The organism is Streptomyces sp. NPDC000345 (genome assembly GCF_042898825.1).
Lineage (GTDB): Bacteria > Actinomycetota > Actinomycetes > Streptomycetales > Streptomycetaceae > Streptomyces.
In genome coordinates, this window is the sequence record NZ_JBIAZE010000016.1 from 14,581 (window position 1) to 30,824 (window position 16,244).

Sequence of the window (16,244 nt, forward strand, 5' to 3'; positions counted from 1 at the left end):
TGAGGCCCTGAACGGGCCTCGTCCTCACCCGCCGGACGGGCTGCATGCACCGACCGGCGCGCGAAAGCCCCCGCTCCTGCCCCACGCGAAGGACATTCATGACCCGGCGACTCCACCTCAACGCGTTCCTGATGAACACCGGCCACCACGAGGCGTCCTGGCGGCTCCCCGAGAGCGATCCCCACGCGCACGTCGAGCTGGACCACTACGTCCGGCTCGCCCGCACCGCCGAACGCGGTACCTTCGACTCCCTCTTCCTCGCCGACGCGCCCCAGCTGTGGGGCTCCATCGCCCAGCGCCCCGCCGGGGCCCTGGAGCCGCTCACCCTGCTCACCGCGCTGGCGACGGCGACCGAGCACATCGGTCTGATCGCCACCGCCTCCACGTCCTACAACTCCCCCTACAACCTGGCCCGCAGGTTCGCCTCGCTGGACATCATCAGCGGCGGCCGGGCGGGCTGGAACATCGTCACCACGGCCGGCGCGGAGGCCGCCCGCAACTTCGGGCTCGACGCGGAGCCCGCACACGCCGAGCGGTACGCCCGGGCCGCCGAGTTCCTCGACGTGGCGCTGAAGCTCTGGGACAGCTGGGAGGACGACGCGATCCTCGCCGACAAGGCGGGCGGCGTCTGGGGCGACGACGACAGGATCCATCCGCCCCGGCACCGGGGGACGTACTTCGGCGTGGAGGGCGCCCTCAACGTCCCCCGCGGCCCGCAGGGTTACCCGCTGCTGGTGCAGGCCGGGTCGTCGCAGGACGGCAGGGCGTTCGCGGCGCGGTACGCGGAGGCGGTGTTCACCGCGCAGCAGACGCTCGCCGACGCGCAGGCCTTCTACGCCGACCTCAAGTCCCGTACGGCGGCGGCGGGCCGCGACCCGGAGCACATCAAGGTGCTGCCCGGCATCGTCCCGGTGCTCGGCTCGACGGAGGCCGAGGCGCGGGCGAACGAGCGGGTGCTGGAGGACCACATCGTGCACCGGCACGGGGTCGTCCAGCTGGAGCGGCTGCTGCACCTGCCGGCCGGATCCCTGGAGCTGGACGCCGGGCTGCCGGCCGACCTGCCCTCCGAGGACGCCATCGAGGGCGCCAAGAGCCGCTACACCCTGGTGGTGGAGCTGGCCCGGCGCGAGCGGCTCACCGTGCGGCAGCTGATCGGGCGGCTGGGCGGCGGGCGCGGGCACCTCACCTTCGCGGGCACGCCGGAGCAGGTCGCCGACACGATCGAGACCTGGTTCACCCGGGGCGCCGCCGACGGCTTCAACATCATGCCGGCCGTCCTGCCCTCGGGCCTGGACGCCTTCGTCGACCACGTCGTCCCGGTCCTGCGCGCCCGCGGCCTGCTCAGGGACGCGTACGGCCCCCGCCGGACCCTGCGGGAGCGCTACGGCCTCCCGCGCCCCGCCAACCAGTACGTCACCGCCGGACCGCACGCACCCGCCCTCGTCTGAAAGGACCCGGTCATGACCATCGACATCCGCAAGGTCACCGCGCACATCGGCGCCCACGTGTCAGGCGTCGGTCTCTCCGAGCCGCTCGGCGAGGAGACCCGCTCCGCCCTGCGCGAGGCGCTGAACGTGCACAAGGCGCTGGTCTTCGACGGGGTGGACCTCGACGACGCGGGCCAGCAGGCCTTCGTCCGCCACTTCGGCGACATCACCACCGCCCACCCCACCGTGCCCTCCGTGGACGGCACCCCGAACGTGCTGCCCGTCGACAGCGAGCGCGGCCGGGCCGCCAACCACTGGCACACCGACGTGACCTTCGTCCTCAACCCGCCCCAGGCCACCAGCCTGCGCAGCCTGACGATCCCGCCGTACGGCGGCGAGACCCTGATCGCGAACTCCGCGGCCGCCTACCGCGACCTGCCCGAGCCGCTGCGCCGGCTGGCCGACACACTGTGGGCGGAGCACACCAACGACTACGACTACGCCGTGCCGGAGGAGGCGGTGGACGAGGAACAGGCCGCCGCCCGCGCCCAGTTCACCTCCATCAAGTACCGCACGGTCCACCCGGTGGTCCGCGTCCACCCTCTGACCGGTGAACGCGGCCTGTTCATCGGCGGGTTCGCGCAGCGGATCGTGGGGCTGTCGGTCGGCGAGTCCCGCAAGATCCTCGATCTGCTCCAGTCGTACGTGACCCGCCCGGAGAACATCCTGCGGCACCGCTGGTCGGAGAACCAGCTCGTCCTGTTCGACAACCGCATCACCCAGCACTACGCGGTCGACAACTACGACCACCTGCCGCGCCGGCTGCACCGGGTCACCGTCGCGGGTGACGTGCCGGTCGGTGTCGAGGGCAAGGAGAGCTACTCGATCGAGGGCGACGCGGCGCACTACACCTCCGTAGCGGCGTAGGCACGGTCGGTACCGGGTCCGTCCGGATCGTGGTCAGCCCCTCCGCGGGAACGGAGGGGCTGACCAGACTGTGGGCGTTTTTGCCCGTCTCACGCATTGGACGCACCACGCCCATGCCCAGCACCACCGTCAGGACTCCACAAGAGTCGGACGCCCCGCTCTCCCACGGTCTCAAGCAGCGCCATCTGTCGATGATCGCCCTCGGCGGCGTCATCGGCGCGGGTCTCTTCGTCGGTTCGGGTGCGGGGATCGCCGCGGCCGGTCCGTCGATCGTCCTCGCCTACACCCTCTCCGGTCTTCTCGTGATGCTGGTGATGCGGATGCTGGGCGAGATGTCGGCCGCGTATCCGTCGTCGGGTTCGTTCTCGGCGCACGCCGAGCGGGCGTTCGGCCCCTGGGCGGGCTTCACCGTCGGCTGGGCCTTCTGGGTGCTGCTGTGCACGGCCGTCGGCCTGGAGGGCATCGGTGCCGCGAAGATCGTCGCGGGCTGGCTGCCGGGCACGCCCGAGTGGGCCTGGGTCGCGCTGTTCCTGCTGGTGTTCTGCGGGACGAACCTGGCCGCCGTGAAGAACTTCGGCGAGTTCGAGTTCTGGTTCGCGGCGCTGAAGGTCGGCGCCATCACCCTGTTCCTGGTCCTGGGCGTGCTGGCGATCGCCGGGCTGCTGCCCGGGACGGACGCCCCGGGGACGTCGAACCTCGGCGACCTCCTCCCGAACGGTGGCGAGGGCCTGGTGGTCGGCCTGCTCGCCTCCGTCTTCGCGTACGGCGGCCTGGAGACGGTGACCATCGCCGCGGCCGAGTCGCAGGACCCGGTCCGGGGCGTGGCGGGCGCGGTCCGTACGGCGATGTGGCGCATCGCGCTGTTCTACGTCGGCTCGATGGCGGTCGTCGTCACTCTCGTTCCCTGGGACTCCACGGCGGTCGTCGAGAAAGGCCCGTACGTCGCCGCCCTCGACCATCTCGGCATCCCGGGCGCCGGCCAGGTGATGAGCGTGGTGGTGCTGGCCGCGTTGCTGAGCGCGATGAACGCCAACATCTACGGCGCCTCGCGCATCGCCCACTCGCTGGTGGAACGCGGCCACGGCCCGAAGGCGCTGGGCCGGGCGCCCGGCGGTGTCCCGCGCCCCGCGGTCCTCGCCTCCGGTGTCTTCGGGCTGGTCTGCGTGGTGCTGAGCCACTGGCGGCCGGACGATGTGTTCCCCTGGCTGCTGAACATGATCGGCGCGGTGATCCTGGTCGTCTGGATCTTCGTGGCCGTCTCCCAGCTGCGGCTGCGCCGCCGTCTGGAGCGGGAGGAGCCGCAGCGGCTCGCCGTGCGGATGTGGGCGTTCCCGGTGCTGACCTGGTGCGCGCTGGCGGGCATGGCGGCGGTGTTCGTCCTGATGGCCCGGGAGCCGGGCACCCGGGTGCAGCTGTACTCGTCGGGCGGGATGACGGCGTTCCTGGCCGTGGCCGGGTACGCGTGGCAGCGGCGGCGCGCCGCGGGCTGACGAGGCCTCCGCGGGTCTCGGTGCGGGCCCTCCGGCCGCGTTCCACGCCTGTTCAGGGCTTGCGGCCCACGCCGCCGTGCTGGCCGACCGGCGTCGGTCGGGTGCCCGGCTCCGGGCGCCACAGCGGGACGGAGACGACGCCCGGCTCGACCAGTTCCAGGCCCTCGAAATAGCCCTCGATCTCGTCGACGGGGCGCAGGAAGTACGGGACCGCGCCGGTCTCGTTGTAGGCGTCCTGAGCCTCTTCGTAGGCGGGGTCGGTGCCGCGGGAGCCCTCGTTGAGGGAGAGGTGGCTGCCGGAGGGGAGGCCGGCCAGGAGCGCGCGGACGAGGCCGCGGGCGCGCTCGTAGCCGTCGACGTGCCCGAGGATGCCGCTGAGGATCAGGGCGGTGGGGCGGGTGAGGTCGAGGGTCCTGGCCGCGGCCTCCAGGATGCGATCCGGTTCGTAGAGGCTGAGGTCCTCGTAGGCGGTGGCGCCCTCGGGGGTGGAGGTGAGCAGGGCGCGGGCGTGGGCGAGGACCAGGGGGTCGTTGTCGACGTAGACGACCCTCGACTCGGGAGCGTGTCGCTGGGCGACCTCGTGGGTGTTGTCGACCGTGGGAAGTCCGGTGCCGACGTCGAGGAACTGGCGGACGCCCGCCTCCTGGACCAGGTACCGGATGCTGCGGCCGAGGAAGGCGCGGCTGCTGCGGGCGATGGTGACGATGCCGGGGAAGACGGCGGTGTAGGCGTCGCCGGCCGCCTCGTCCACCGGGTAGTTGTCCTTGCCGCCGAGCCAGTGGTTCCAGATGCGGGCCGAGTGGGGCACCGTGGTGTCGATCTCCGTCATGCAGGCCATGGTGCCCCCGCGAGGGCGGCTCGCGGGGGTGTTCCCGTACGGGAGTCGTCACAGGTTGCTGAAGTCCGGGCCCTTGGTGCGGGTGCGCTTGATCTCGTAGAAGCCGGGGACCGAGGCGACCGCGAGGGTGCCGTCCCACAGGCGGGCGGCCTCCTCGCCCTGCGGGGCGGGGGTGACGACCGGGCCGAAGAAGGCGATCTGCTCGCCGTCGGGGCCGGGGACGGCGATGACCGGGGTGCCGACGTCCTGGCCGACCTTCTCGATGCCCTCCTTGTGGGAGGCGCGCAGCTGGGCGTCGAACTCGAAGTCCATCTGCTCGGCGTACTCGATCAGGGAGGCGGGCAGACCGGCGTCCTTCAGCGCGCCCGCGATGGCCTCGACGGTCGCGCCCTCGCCGTTGTTGTGGAAGCGGGTGCCGAGGGCGGTGTAGAGCGGGCCGAGGACGTCGGCGCCGTGCAGCTGCCAGGCGGCGGTGACCACGCGCACCGGCTGCCAGGCCTTCACCGCGAGCATCTCGCGGTACTCCTCGGGCAGCTCGTCGAGCTTGTTCTCGTTGAGGACGGCGAGGCTCATGATGTGCCAGCGCACCTCGATGTCACGGACCTTCTCGACTTCCAGGACCCACCGGGAGGTCATCCAGGCCCAGGGGCACAGCGGGTCGAACCAGAAGTCGACGGGGGTCTTCTCGGACATGTGTCTCCTCAAGAGATCTTCAAGAGAAAAGGCCTTTCCCCCGTCAACACCGTCGTCCGTGCGGCACATTCCCTGCTGCTCCGGGTCAGGGGCGCATGGCAGGATCGCTCCTGTCCAAGAACGTCTGGCCACTGACGAGGGAGTACCGCCCGTGCCCGGTGAGAACCTGTCCCGCGACGAGGCCCGGGAGCGGGCCGCCCTGCTGTCCGTCGACGGGTACGACGTGTCCCTCGACGTGCGGTCGGCGGTGGGCGACCGGGACGACGAGGACGGGTCGGGTCCGCGCACCTTCCGCTCCGTCACCACGATCCGCTTCCGCTGCAACGAGCCGGGCGCGTCGAGCTTCGCGGACCTGGTCGCGCCCGGCGTGACCTCGGTCTCCCTCAACGGCCGCGACCTGGACCCGGGGGAGGTCTTCGACGGCACCCGGATCCTGCTGGAGGACCTGGCCGCGGAGAACGAGCTGGTCGTCGACGCCCGGTGCGCCTACTCCCGCACCGGCGAGGGCCTGCACCGGTTCGTCGACCCGGAGGACGGCGAGGTCTACCTCTACACGCAGTACGAGCCGGCCGACTCGCGCCGGGTCTTCGCGAACTTCGAGCAGCCCGACCTCAAGGCGCCGTTCCGCTTCGAGGTGCGGGCGCCCGAGGAGTGGACGGTGTGGAGCAACGGCGCCGGCGAACGCACGGACGGGGTCTGGCGGTTCGCGGAGACGAAACCGATCTCGACGTACATCACCTGTGTGGTGGCCGGCCCCTACCACTACGTCACGGACTCCTACACCCGTGACCTCGGGGACGGCACGACCCTGGAGATCCCCCTGGGCGCCCTGTGCCGCAAGGGTCTGGCGCCCCACTTCGACGCCGAGGACGTCTTCCTGATCACCAAGCAGGGCCTGGACTTCTTCCACGACCACTTCGACTACCCGTACCCCTTCGGGAAGTACGACCAGGCGTTCGTGCCGGAGTACAACCTGGGGGCGATGGAGAACCCGGGGCTGGTGACCTTCCGGGAGGAGTACATCTTCCGGGGGAAGGTGACGCGGCTGTCGTACGAGAGCCGGGCGAACGTCATCCTGCACGAGATGGCGCACATGTGGTTCGGCGACCTGGTCACCATGGAGTGGTGGGACGACCTGTGGCTGAAGGAGTCCTTCGCGGACTTCATGGGCTCCTTCTCCCTGGTCGGCGCCACCCGCTTCACCGAGGGCTGGATCACCTTCGCCAACCGCCGCAAGGCCTGGGCGTACCGCGCCGACCAGCTCCCCTCCACCCACCCGGTCACCGCCGACATCCGCGACCTGCAGGACGCCAAGCTCAACTTCGACGGCATCACCTACGCCAAGGGCGCCAGCGTGCTCAAGCAGCTGGTGGCGTACGTCGGCCGGGACGCGTTCCTGGAGGGCGCCCGCCGCTACTTCAAGCGGCACGCGTACGGCAACACCCGGCTCGGTGACCTGCTGTCTGTCCTCGCGGAGACCAGCGGCCGGGACATGGCGGCGTGGGCGCGCTCCTGGCTGCAGACGGCGGGCGTGAACGCGCTGACGCCGCAGGTGCTGCTGGACGCGCAGGGCCGGATCGCCGAGCTGGCGGTGGTCCAGGAGGCGCCGGAGTCCCACCCGGAGCTGCGGCCGCACCGGGTGGCGATCGGCCTGTACCGCCGGGAGGAGGGCCGTCTGGTGCGGTACGCGCGCACCGAGGCGGACGTCGACGGCCCGCGCACGGTCGTGGCGGACCTGGCGGGCCGGGAGGCACCGGAGCTGGTCCTGGTCAACGACGAGGACCTGACGTACTGCAAGATCCGCTTCGACGAGACCTCGCTGGACACGCTGCGCTCGCACCTGGGCGACATCGCCGACCCGCTGGCCCGCGCCCTGTGCTGGTCGGCGCTGTGGAACCTCACCCGGGACGCGATGCTGCCGGCGCGGGACTTCATCGCTCTGGTGCTGCGGTTCGCGGGGCGGGAGTCGGACATCGGGGTGCTGCAGATGCTCCACGCGTGGGCGGAGTCGGCGCTGGTGCACTACGTGGCGCCGCCGCTGCGCGCGACCGGTGCGCGGCTGCTGGCGGAGGGCGCCGAGCGCGAGCTGTACGCCGCCGAGCCGGGCAGTGAGCACCAGCTGGCGTGGGCGCGGTTCTTCGCGCAGACGGCCGAGGACCAGGCGGGCTTCGAACTGCTGCAGGGTCTGCTGGACGGCACGTCGGTCGTCGAGGGGCTGGAGGTGGACCAGGAGCTGCGGTGGACGTTCCTGGAGCCGCTGGTCGCGCACGGGTACGCCGACGAGAAGGCGCTGGAGGCCGAGCTGGCCCGGGACGACACCGCCTCCGGCAGGCGTCATCAGGTCCGCTGTCTGGCCGCCCGCCCCTCGGCGGCGGTCAAGGCGCAGGCGTGGGCGCAGCTGGTGGAGTCCGAGGACCTCTCCAACGCCCTGGTGGAGGCGACCATCGCCGGCTTCAACCAGCCCTCGCAGCGGGAGCTGCTGGCGCCGTACGCGCAGAAGTACTTCGCCTCGATCGGGCGCGTGTGGTCCGAGCGGTCCATCCAGATCGCGATGACCATCGTGAAGGGCCTGTTCCCCTCCCTCCAGGACTCCCCTCAGACGCTGGTGGAGACGGACGTCTGGCTGGCCGCCCACGACTCGGCGCCGCCGGCGCTGCGCCGGCTGGTCCTGGAGGCGTGGGACGACCTGGCGCGGGGACTGCGCGGACAGGCGTGTGACGCGAGGGCCGAAGAACACCACTAGCTCTGGCCATGGATTCCGCCGACGGTGATCGTTACGGAATCCGGGCAATCGCCCCCGTAACCCCTGGCCCCGTCCGTCGGGACCAGGGGTTTTCGATGCCTACTCGGCATCCGAACACCCGTCCTTTAGGGCGAGCTTGTCCAGGTTTGCCGACAGGCGTGTAACAGCGGTTAAGGGACGGATCGAGTGCGGAATGCCCGTTGCATGAACCACAACCCGCCGCTCCCCCCGGCCTCCTCCCGCCCGCTGCGCCACCTGTCCCGCACCGGCCGGCACCGTGTCCTGACGGCGGCCCAGCTCCGCTCGCACGGCGTCTCCCCGGCCGAGACCACCGAGCAGTGCCGCCCCGGCGGCCCCTGGCAGCAGATCCTGCCGGGCGTGTTCCTGCTCCACCCGGGACCGCCGACCAGCGAGGAGCGGCTGCACGCGGTACTGCTGTACGCGGCCCGCGAGGTGCCGCCGGCGACCGGGGTGCCGGTCCAGCCGGACCCCGCCGCCGGCGACCGCCCGCACGGACCGGCGTACCAGGCGGCGATGATCACGGGCCTGGCCGCGCTCACCCTGCACGGGTTCACGGCCGCTCCCCCGCTCCCGTCCCTGGAGCGGATCGACGTCCTGGTCCCGCGGCTGCGCCGGCTGCGCTCGGCCGGCTGCGCCCACGTCATCCGCACGGCCGGCCTGCCGGCCCCCGTGCAGGCCACGGGAGTTCCGGTGGCGCCCGTCCCGCGGGCCCTGGCCGACGCGGTGGCGGGGCTGACGGACGCGGGAGCGGTACGGCGTCTGCTGTCGGAGGCGGTACGCGCGGGACACTGCGAACCGGCGGCCGTGGTGCGGGAGCTGAACGACGCGAAGCTGCTGAGCCGCCCGCACGTGGTGGACGCGGTGGACTCGCTGCTGGCCGAGGGCCGCTCGATCGCGGAGGCCCGTCTCTACCGGATGGTGAGCGAGTACGGCCTCCCCGACCCGGTCTGGAACGTGGACCTCAGGCTGCCGGGCGGACCGCACCTCGGCGGCCTGGACGCCTACTGGCCCGAGCAGGCGGTGGCGATCGAGCTGGACACCCGCGCGCCCCGCCGGGGCCACCGGCAGGACGACGACGCGACGTGGTCGGAGTACGCCCGCAAGCGTGAGCACCTGGAGCGGCTGGGCATCACCGTCGTGTACATCTCACCGAAGAAGCTGAGGGACGCGGCGGAACAGCAGGCGGCCGTGGTCCGCACGGCCCTGATGGCCTCGGGGGACCGCGACCCGGCCGCGTATGTCGCGGTCCTGCCCCGATAGTCGCGGACCGGGTGACGACGTGCGGGTCACCGCTCCTTTCGGGGCTTCGGGAGCACCAGCTCGGTGTTGCGGTCCTTCGGCTCGCCGCCGAGCCGCGCGCCGTCGGAGCGGGCGTTCGCCGACAGCTCCCGGTAGAGGGCGGCCAGGCCGGTCTGGGAGAGGTCGGTGAAGTCGGTGCGGTGGGGGGCGGCCGACTCGACGAGCGTGGTGTGCAGGGAGAGGGTGCCGTCCTTGTTGTCGACCAGCTCGATCACCCTCGCCAGCTGCGGGAACTCCACGTGGGAGGCCGTGGAGACCTCCCAGAAGGGGCCGCCGCCCGCCGAGCCCCGGTGCGGGGTGATGTCGTTGCGGTGGATGTGGCCGTTCACCCAGGCGACGACGTTGCGGTGGCGGCCGAGGAGAGCCGTGAGCTCGGCGCCGGTGTGCCGCCGCTCCCCGGGGCGGGCCGGGTCGGGGCGGGTGTTGGACATGCTCTCGCCGGTGTGGTGGCTGAAGACGATCGCGTACGCGTCCCGGTGGGCGCGCAGGGTCGCGTCCAGCCACTTCAGCTGGGCGGTGCCGATCGAGCCGTTGTAGTGGCCGCCGGGGTCGGTGGTGTCGAGGCTGATGCCGAGGACGTTCTCGGCCACGCGGAAGGTGTAGTACTGGGTGCCCTCGGCCAGGTTGCCGGCCGTGTAGCCGTGGCCGACCGGGCCCGCACCCCGGTGGGCCGGGTCCAGGTGGGCCCTGAGGTGGTCGGCGGGGGTGTAGGGGGCGCGGCGCTCGTCCGGGGTGACCGTGCGCAGGGCGCGGGTCCTGGACTTCAGCAGGTCGCGGATGACCGTGCCCCGGGGGTCCCGGTCCTGGCTGATGCTCCGCTGGAGCCTCGCGGCCTCGGCGGCGGTCAGTTCCATGAGCTTGCGGCCGCCCACCGCGAACTCGGCGAGCCAGGAGTCGCCGTGCGCGTAGCAGCCGAGCGGCATCGCGTCGTGGTTGCCGACGGTGGAGTACCAGGGAAGGGTCAGGCCGGGGCTGTTGACCTCGCGGATCGCGGCGTCGAGGAAGCCGTCCAGGTGGGGGAAGCCGCGCTGCTTGTAGGAGTCGCGGGTGGCGGAGTCGGGCTGCCAGTACAGGGGGATGCCGCTGTTCTGGACGCCCTCGTAGTGGCGCGGGTCGCCGGAGTTGGGGGTGATGCGGCCGCCGCTCATCACCGTCAGGTACCAGTCCAGCTCGGTGTGGGCGTTGTTGTCGGTGTTGTCGCCGGTGGTGACGACGAAGTCCAGCGGGGCGCCGGTGACGGGGGCGGCCCGCAGCGAGTTGACCCGTTCGATCAGCGAGACGGCGCCCTGCACGGTCAGCGCCTCGTGCGGCCGCCAGGAGATCTCGCTCGCGGCCCGCAGGTACTCCAGGCGCAGCGGGTGCTGACTGTCGATCAGGTGCAGGTCCGTCATCTGCACGAAGGCGGCGAGTGTCGTACGGCGGCCCGCACGCCCGGACTTGGGGGCGGCGAGGTCGCCGCGGACGACGCGCTGCCAGCCGGCGGCGCTGCCGAGGCGGCGGTAGCCGGAGCCGGCGCGCGGGGCGGCGACGGAGGCGAGGGTGGTGCCCCTGGTGTAGGGGGCGAGCGGGGCGGCGGAGGGCCCGGCCGCGGCGGCGGCCTCCCGGACCGGGGCCGGGGGCCGGCCGGACGCGGCCTGGCTGTCGGTGGGCCGCAGGGCGTAGCCGACGCCCGCGGAGGCGGAGACGGCCGCGGTGGCGGCGAGGACGGTACGACGGTCGACCCCCAGCGCGGAGGACATGACAGAGCGTGTGCGCGACATGGCGCGATCTCCCCGAGTGCGAACGCGTCGGCAGTGGACGCGGGCCGGCCGCAGCCGCGGACGTCCCGCTCGTACCGGATGCTCGACACCGGGCATGGCCTGCGCGTGAACGCCTCGGCAACGCGAAACGCCGATCGCCGTACGTGGATCACGGGCGCCCCCGGCCGACCCCGGCCGCTCCTCGCACGGCCGGGAACCGGTCACTCCGTGTTCATCCGACGGGGTGACCGGAGAGGCGAGCCGGGGACCGGCTAGCTCTCCGTGGGGACGAACGCCCTTCCGTCCACGGGCCGTTCGCGCCACAGGCGGAGTGCCACGTCGACCAGCCGCACCCGGGTGAGGCCGGGCACCGCGTCGAGGTCGTGCCAGGCGGCCATGTCGGTGGAGCCGTTCACCTCGTTGCGGAGTTCACCGCCGACGACCCGGCCCTCGTAGACGATGCGGAGGCCGTGGTGGTCGACGGGGCCGTGCAGGCCCTCGCGGCCGAAGACATGGCGGGAGGAGTCCAGCCCGAGCAGGCCCGTCACCTCGACGCGGTAGCCGGTCTCCTCGTCGAGTTCCCGCACGACCGTGTCCAGCGGGTCCTCGCCGTGTTCCATGCCGCCGCCGGGCAGCACCCATTCGAAGCCGCCGCCGTCCGCCGGTGAGCGGGCGAGCAGCACCTGGCCGTCACGGACGCAGACGGCGTAGGCCGCCACCCTCAACCTCTTGCGCACACAGGCACGTTAGCCCGCGAATCGTCCACAGCGGACGAAAATTTCTGACACAGGGTTCTCGTAGAGGGTTTTCCCCATACATCCATATCGATTCGGTCAACACTCCCCAAACAACCGCCCCTTGCGTAAAGCTTTGCGGTCGTCCGGGATCGCATTCCGGACGTTCGCGATCAGGCATGACCAGCCCGGTCGCCTGTTCCTTTACCTACAAGGGATGCCGATGACTTTCACCCCCCAGCGCGAACCGATATCGGGCGCCAGACGCGCGGTCCGCATCGCCGTGGCCGCCGGTCTGGTGGCCGCGCTGTCCGCGGCCGGACCGATTCCGATGGCGTTCTCCGCCGACGCCGGCCAGGCCCCCGCCGCCGACCCGGGCGTGAAGTCCGCCCACGACAAGCTCGGCTCCGACGACGCCGGCCTGCTCGCCGAGGCGAAGGCCGACGGCGACCGGACCGTGACGATGATGGTCGCCACCGCGCCGGGCAAGACCGAGCAGGTCGCCGAGCAGCTGGACGCGGTGAGCGGCGGGATCGTCGGCCGGACCTTCGACAAGGTCGGCTACGTCCGCGCCACCGTTCCCACCGCCAAGGCGGACGCCGCGATCTCCGCCGCCGCCAAGCTGTCCTCCGTGCACGGCATCGACCTGCGGCAGGACATCGCGCTGGACGACCCGACGCCGAGCGCGGACACCGCCAAGGACGCCGCGTCCCCGGCCACGGCGAAGACCTACACCGGTCCGGGCAGGAAGACCCCCGCCAAGAACCCGTACAACCCGTCCTTCGAGACGGGCGCCGTCGACTTCGTGAAGAAGAACCCGAAGGCGGACGGCCGCGGGGTCACCATCGGCATCCTCGACTCCGGTGTGGACCTGGCGCACCCGGCGCTGCAGAAGACCACCACCGGCGAGCGCAAGATCGTCGACTGGGTGACGGCCACCGACCCGGTCGCCGACGGTGACGCCACCTGGCGCCGGATGCTCACCTCGGTGAGCGGTCCGCAGTTCTCCGCGACCCCGGCCAGTACGGGCGTCGCCGAGACGTTCAACGCTCCGGCCGGCTCGTACACGTTCAACTACTTCTACGAGTCCATCACCGCCGGCGGCGACGAGAAGGGCGACGTCAACCGCGACGGCGACACCACGGACGCCTTCGGTGTGCTGTACGACGCGGCCACGGGCGCGGTGCGCGTCGACGCGAACGACAACCTCGACTTCACCGACGACGCGCCGATGAAGCCGTACAAGGACGGCTACCAGGTCGGCTACTTCGGGACGGACAACCCGGCGACCGACGTCGCCGAGCGCATCCCGTTCGTCGTCGAGACCCGCAAGGACGTCGTCTACAACGCGGACGGCGCGAAGGCCGACTACGTCAACATCGGCATCATCGAGTCCGAGCACGGCACCCACGTCGCCGGCATCACCGCCGCGAACAGCCTGTTCGGCGGAAAGATGAACGGCGCCGCGCCCGGCGCGAAGCTCGTCTCGTCGCGGGCCTGCACCTGGACCGGCGGCTGCACCAACGTCGCGCTCACCGAGGGCATGATCGACCTGGTCGTCAACCGCGGTGTCGACATCGTCAACATGTCGATCGGCGGTCTGCCGGGCCTGAACGACGGCAACAACGCGCGCGCCGAGCTGTACACCCGCCTCATCGACACCTACGGCGTCCAGCTCGTGATCTCCGCGGGCAACGAGGGCCCGGGCGCCAACACCATCGGCGACCCCGGTCTGGCCGACAAGGTGATCTCGGTCGGCGCGGCCATCTCCAAGGAGACCTGGGCGGCCAACTACGGCTCGCGGGTGACCAAGAAGTACGCGCTGCTGCCCTTCTCCTCGCGCGGCCCGCGTGAGGACGGCGGCTTCACGCCGACGCTCGTCGCGCCCGGCGCCGCCATCAACACCACCCAGACCTGGCTGCCGGGCGCCCCGGTCGCCGAGTCGGGCTACACGCTGCCGGCCGGCTACTCGATGCTGCAGGGCACGTCGATGTCCTCCCCGCAGGCCGCCGGCGCCTCGGCGCTGCTGATCTCGGCCGCCAAGCAGAAGCACGTCGCCCTCACCCCGGCGACCCTGCGCACGGCCCTGACCTCGACCGCGGACCACATCAAGGGCCTTCAGGCCTACGAAGAGGGCGCGGGCGCGATCAACATCGTGGACGCCTGGAAGTCCATCAGGAAGGGCGCCACCGCCCACGAGTACACCGTCAAGGCCCCGGTCGACACCGCGCTCGACCAAGCGCTGAAGACGCCGGGCTTCGGCACCGGCGTGTACGACCGTGAGGGCGGCCTCAAGGCGGGCCAGAAGAAGACGTACAAGGTCACGATCACCCGTACGTCCGGCGCCGACAGGGCGGTCCGCCACACGCTGCGCCTGGCGAACAACGCGGCCGGCACCTTCCGGATCCTCGGCTCCGACAAGGTGAAGCTGCCGCTGAACAAGCCGGTGACGGTGAAGATCCAGGCCGCGCCGAAGTCCGCCGGGCTCAAGAGCGCGATCCTCGAAGTGAACGACCCGAAGACCGAGGGCACCGACAAGCAGATCCTCAACACGGTCGTCGTCTCCACCCCGGTGCACTACGCGTTCCACGCGTCGAACACCGTGCAGCGCAACAGCTCGCAGCACTACTTCCTGACCGTGCCCGAGGGCGCCAAGGCGCTGGAGGTCGCGATCCGCGGGCTGAAGGACAAGAGCCAGACCCGGTTCATCTCGATCCACCCGTACGGTGTCGCGGTCGAGGACAGCGCCACCATCTACTGCTACAACAACTACCTCGACGGCAACGGCTGCAAGCCGGACGTCCGCTCCTACGCCGACCCGCAGCCGGGCGTCTGGGAGATCGAGGTCGAGTCGCGCCGCACCTCGCCGCTGCTCGACAACCCCTACAAGCTGGACGTCACCGTCTACGGCGCCGCGTTCGACCCGGCGACCGTGACCGTGCCCGAGGCGAAGGTCGGCACCCCGGCCGCCGCCTCCTGGAAGGTGACGAACAACTTCGCCGCCATCGACGGCAAGCTCGTCGGCGGCCCGCTCGGCTCGTCCAAGACGACCCGCCCGACCATCAAGAACGGCGAGGACCAGACCACCACGGTCGACGTCCCCGAGGGCGCCAAGTCGCTCGACGTGGCGATCGGCGACGTCTCCGACGCCTCCGCCGACCTGGACCTGGTGGTCCTGGACTCGGCCGGCAAGCAGGTCGGGATCTCCGCCGACGGCGACTCCGAGGAGGCGGTCTCCATCCCGTCGCCCGCCGCCGGCACCTACACGATCGTGGTCTCGGGCTACTCGGTCCCGGCCGGGACGACGGAGTACGACTACTTCGACGTGTTCTACGCGTCGTCGCTCGGCACCATCGCCGTCGACGAGTCGGCGCCGGTGAAGCTGGCCACGGGCGCCTCGGCGCAGGTCTCCGCGACCGTCACCGCCGCGGCCGCCGCGCCGGAGGGCCGGGCCTTCTTCGGCCAGGTCCAGCTGGTGAACGCCCGCGGCACCGTCACGGGATTCGGCAACGTGGCGATCGAGAAGGTCACCCCGTAACAACGTATGAGACGGGCGAGGGGCGGGTGTCCGGGGGGACACCCGCCCCTTCGTCATTCGCAGGACACGCCCGCCGTGTCCGGCAGGGCGCGGGCCAGCGCGTCCCGCTCGGCGGCGATGCCGGCCTCGCCGACCGCCCACACGTCCGGGGAGGACGACCCCTTCGGGAGGGCGACCAGGACGTGGTCGCCCTCGGCCACCAGCGGGTCCATGTCCCGCGCCAGCACGAAGCGGACGTCCCGCTGCGTCCTCTCCGGCTTGTACGCGCGGGTCACGCGCAGGGTGACGCGCTCCTCGTCCGTGCCGGGCACCGGGTCCACGGCCGTGACGTCGCCCTCGACGACCAGGCGGACGCAGGCGAGGTAGCCGGGATCGCCGAGCGGGCTGCCGGCGTCCTCCGCGCCCGACGCGGCCTTCGCCCCGCTGTCGGAGCTCGACTCGATGCCCGCCGCCCCCTGCCCGACCTGGACCACCACCCAGCCGGCTCCGAACACCAGGGCTCCGGCGGCGGCGGCACCCACCGCACGCAGCGCCAGGGGGCGCAGCCGGCGCCGGGACGGCCGCGGCGGCCGGGCGCGTGCCGGTGCGGGCTCCTCGACGGGCCGTGTGAGCGCCTCCGCGACCAGGCCCAGCTGCTCCCTCAGCAGCGCCACGTCGGCCGTCGCCGAGCGGTGGGCGGCGAGGAGGGCGGGGTCGGCGCGCATCTCCTCGGGCAGCGGGTCGCCGGTGATCGCGGCCATGAGGGGATCCATGCCGTCGTACCCCTCGGGCTTCTCGTGCCGCTCTGCGGGCATG

Annotated in this window: 11 protein-coding genes; 6 read left to right on the forward strand and 5 right to left on the reverse strand. The window is 72.0% G+C overall.

Annotated features, from left to right (window positions below):
- Positions 1-98: 98 nt before the first annotated feature.
- The 3 genes from ACFY30_RS31030 to ACFY30_RS31040 all read left to right on the forward strand — a co-directional run bounded on the left by ACFY30_RS31030 (position 99) and on the right by ACFY30_RS31040 (position 3,844).
- Positions 99-1,448 (forward strand): LLM class flavin-dependent oxidoreductase, encoded by a 1,350-nt coding sequence (locus ACFY30_RS31030; protein WP_390848460.1) that lies wholly within the window; start codon positions 99-101, stop codon positions 1,446-1,448.
- Positions 1,449-1,460: 12 nt separating this feature from the next.
- Positions 1,461-2,354, forward strand: coding sequence for a TauD/TfdA dioxygenase family protein (locus ACFY30_RS31035; protein WP_390848461.1), 894 nt, complete (start codon positions 1,461-1,463; stop codon positions 2,352-2,354).
- Positions 2,355-2,467: 113 nt separating this feature from the next.
- Complete coding sequence (locus tag ACFY30_RS31040; protein WP_390848462.1) at positions 2,468-3,844, forward strand: amino acid permease; 1,377 nt, start codon at positions 2,468-2,470, stop codon at positions 3,842-3,844.
- 52 nt (positions 3,845-3,896) lie between these two features.
- Here ACFY30_RS31040 and ACFY30_RS31045 read toward each other — a convergent pair whose 3' ends face one another.
- A complete protein-coding gene (locus ACFY30_RS31045) occupies positions 3,897-4,673 on the reverse strand; it encodes an SAM-dependent methyltransferase (protein ID WP_390848463.1) in 777 nt (258 codons plus the stop codon).
- A 57-nt stretch (positions 4,674-4,730) separates the two neighbouring features.
- Positions 4,731-5,375 (reverse strand): DsbA family protein, encoded by a 645-nt coding sequence (locus ACFY30_RS31050; protein ID WP_390848464.1) that lies wholly within the window; start codon positions 5,373-5,375, stop codon positions 4,731-4,733.
- Between the two features lie 151 nt (positions 5,376-5,526).
- On the opposite strand from ACFY30_RS31050, the gene pepN reads away from it, so the two are divergent.
- Both pepN and ACFY30_RS31060 read left to right on the forward strand, forming a co-directional pair.
- On the forward strand, positions 5,527-8,118 hold the full coding sequence (gene pepN / locus ACFY30_RS31055; RefSeq protein ID WP_390848465.1) for an aminopeptidase N: 2,592 nt from the start codon (positions 5,527-5,529) through the stop codon (positions 8,116-8,118).
- 204 nt (positions 8,119-8,322) lie between these two features.
- On the forward strand, positions 8,323-9,399 hold the full coding sequence (locus ACFY30_RS31060) for a hypothetical protein (RefSeq protein WP_390848466.1): 1,077 nt from the start codon (positions 8,323-8,325) through the stop codon (positions 9,397-9,399).
- A gap of 26 nt (positions 9,400-9,425) precedes the next feature.
- Here the strand turns inward: ACFY30_RS31060 and ACFY30_RS31065 are convergent, their stop codons facing one another.
- Both ACFY30_RS31065 and ACFY30_RS31070 read right to left on the reverse strand, forming a co-directional pair.
- Complete coding sequence (locus ACFY30_RS31065) at positions 9,426-11,198, reverse strand: TIGR03767 family metallophosphoesterase (protein ID WP_390848467.1); 1,773 nt, start codon at positions 11,196-11,198, stop codon at positions 9,426-9,428.
- Positions 11,199-11,449: 251 nt separating this feature from the next.
- Complete coding sequence (locus tag ACFY30_RS31070; protein ID WP_390848468.1) at positions 11,450-11,914, reverse strand: NUDIX hydrolase; 465 nt, start codon at positions 11,912-11,914, stop codon at positions 11,450-11,452.
- A 220-nt stretch (positions 11,915-12,134) separates the two neighbouring features.
- On the opposite strand from ACFY30_RS31070, the gene ACFY30_RS31075 reads away from it, so the two are divergent.
- Positions 12,135-15,449, forward strand: a complete 3,315-nt coding sequence (locus ACFY30_RS31075) for a S8 family serine peptidase (protein WP_390848469.1) — start codon at positions 12,135-12,137, stop codon at positions 15,447-15,449.
- A 53-nt stretch (positions 15,450-15,502) separates the two neighbouring features.
- Here ACFY30_RS31075 and ACFY30_RS31080 read toward each other — a convergent pair whose 3' ends face one another.
- Positions 15,503-16,243, reverse strand: coding sequence for a hypothetical protein (locus ACFY30_RS31080; RefSeq protein ID WP_390848470.1), 741 nt, complete (start codon positions 16,241-16,243; stop codon positions 15,503-15,505).
- Between the last annotated feature and the right edge of the window lies 1 nt (position 16,244).

Coding starts and splice junctions, on each gene's coding strand:
- ACFY30_RS31030 (WP_390848460.1), top strand. CDS start 99: ATGACCCGGCGACTCCACCTCAACGCGTTCCTGATGAACACCGGCCAC.
- ACFY30_RS31035 (WP_390848461.1), top strand. CDS start 1,461: ATGACCATCGACATCCGCAAGGTCACCGCGCACATCGGCGCCCACGTG.
- ACFY30_RS31040 (WP_390848462.1), top strand. CDS start 2,468: ATGCCCAGCACCACCGTCAGGACTCCACAAGAGTCGGACGCCCCGCTC.
- ACFY30_RS31045 (WP_390848463.1), bottom strand. CDS start 4,673: ATGACGGAGATCGACACCACGGTGCCCCACTCGGCCCGCATCTGGAAC.
- ACFY30_RS31050 (WP_390848464.1), bottom strand. CDS start 5,375: ATGTCCGAGAAGACCCCCGTCGACTTCTGGTTCGACCCGCTGTGCCCC.
- ACFY30_RS31060 (WP_390848466.1), top strand. CDS start 8,323: ATGAACCACAACCCGCCGCTCCCCCCGGCCTCCTCCCGCCCGCTGCGC.
- ACFY30_RS31065 (WP_390848467.1), bottom strand. CDS start 11,198: ATGTCGCGCACACGCTCTGTCATGTCCTCCGCGCTGGGGGTCGACCGT.
- ACFY30_RS31075 (WP_390848469.1), top strand. CDS start 12,135: ATGACTTTCACCCCCCAGCGCGAACCGATATCGGGCGCCAGACGCGCG.
- ACFY30_RS31080 (WP_390848470.1), bottom strand. CDS start 16,243: ATGCCCGCAGAGCGGCACGAGAAGCCCGAGGGGTACGACGGCATGGAT.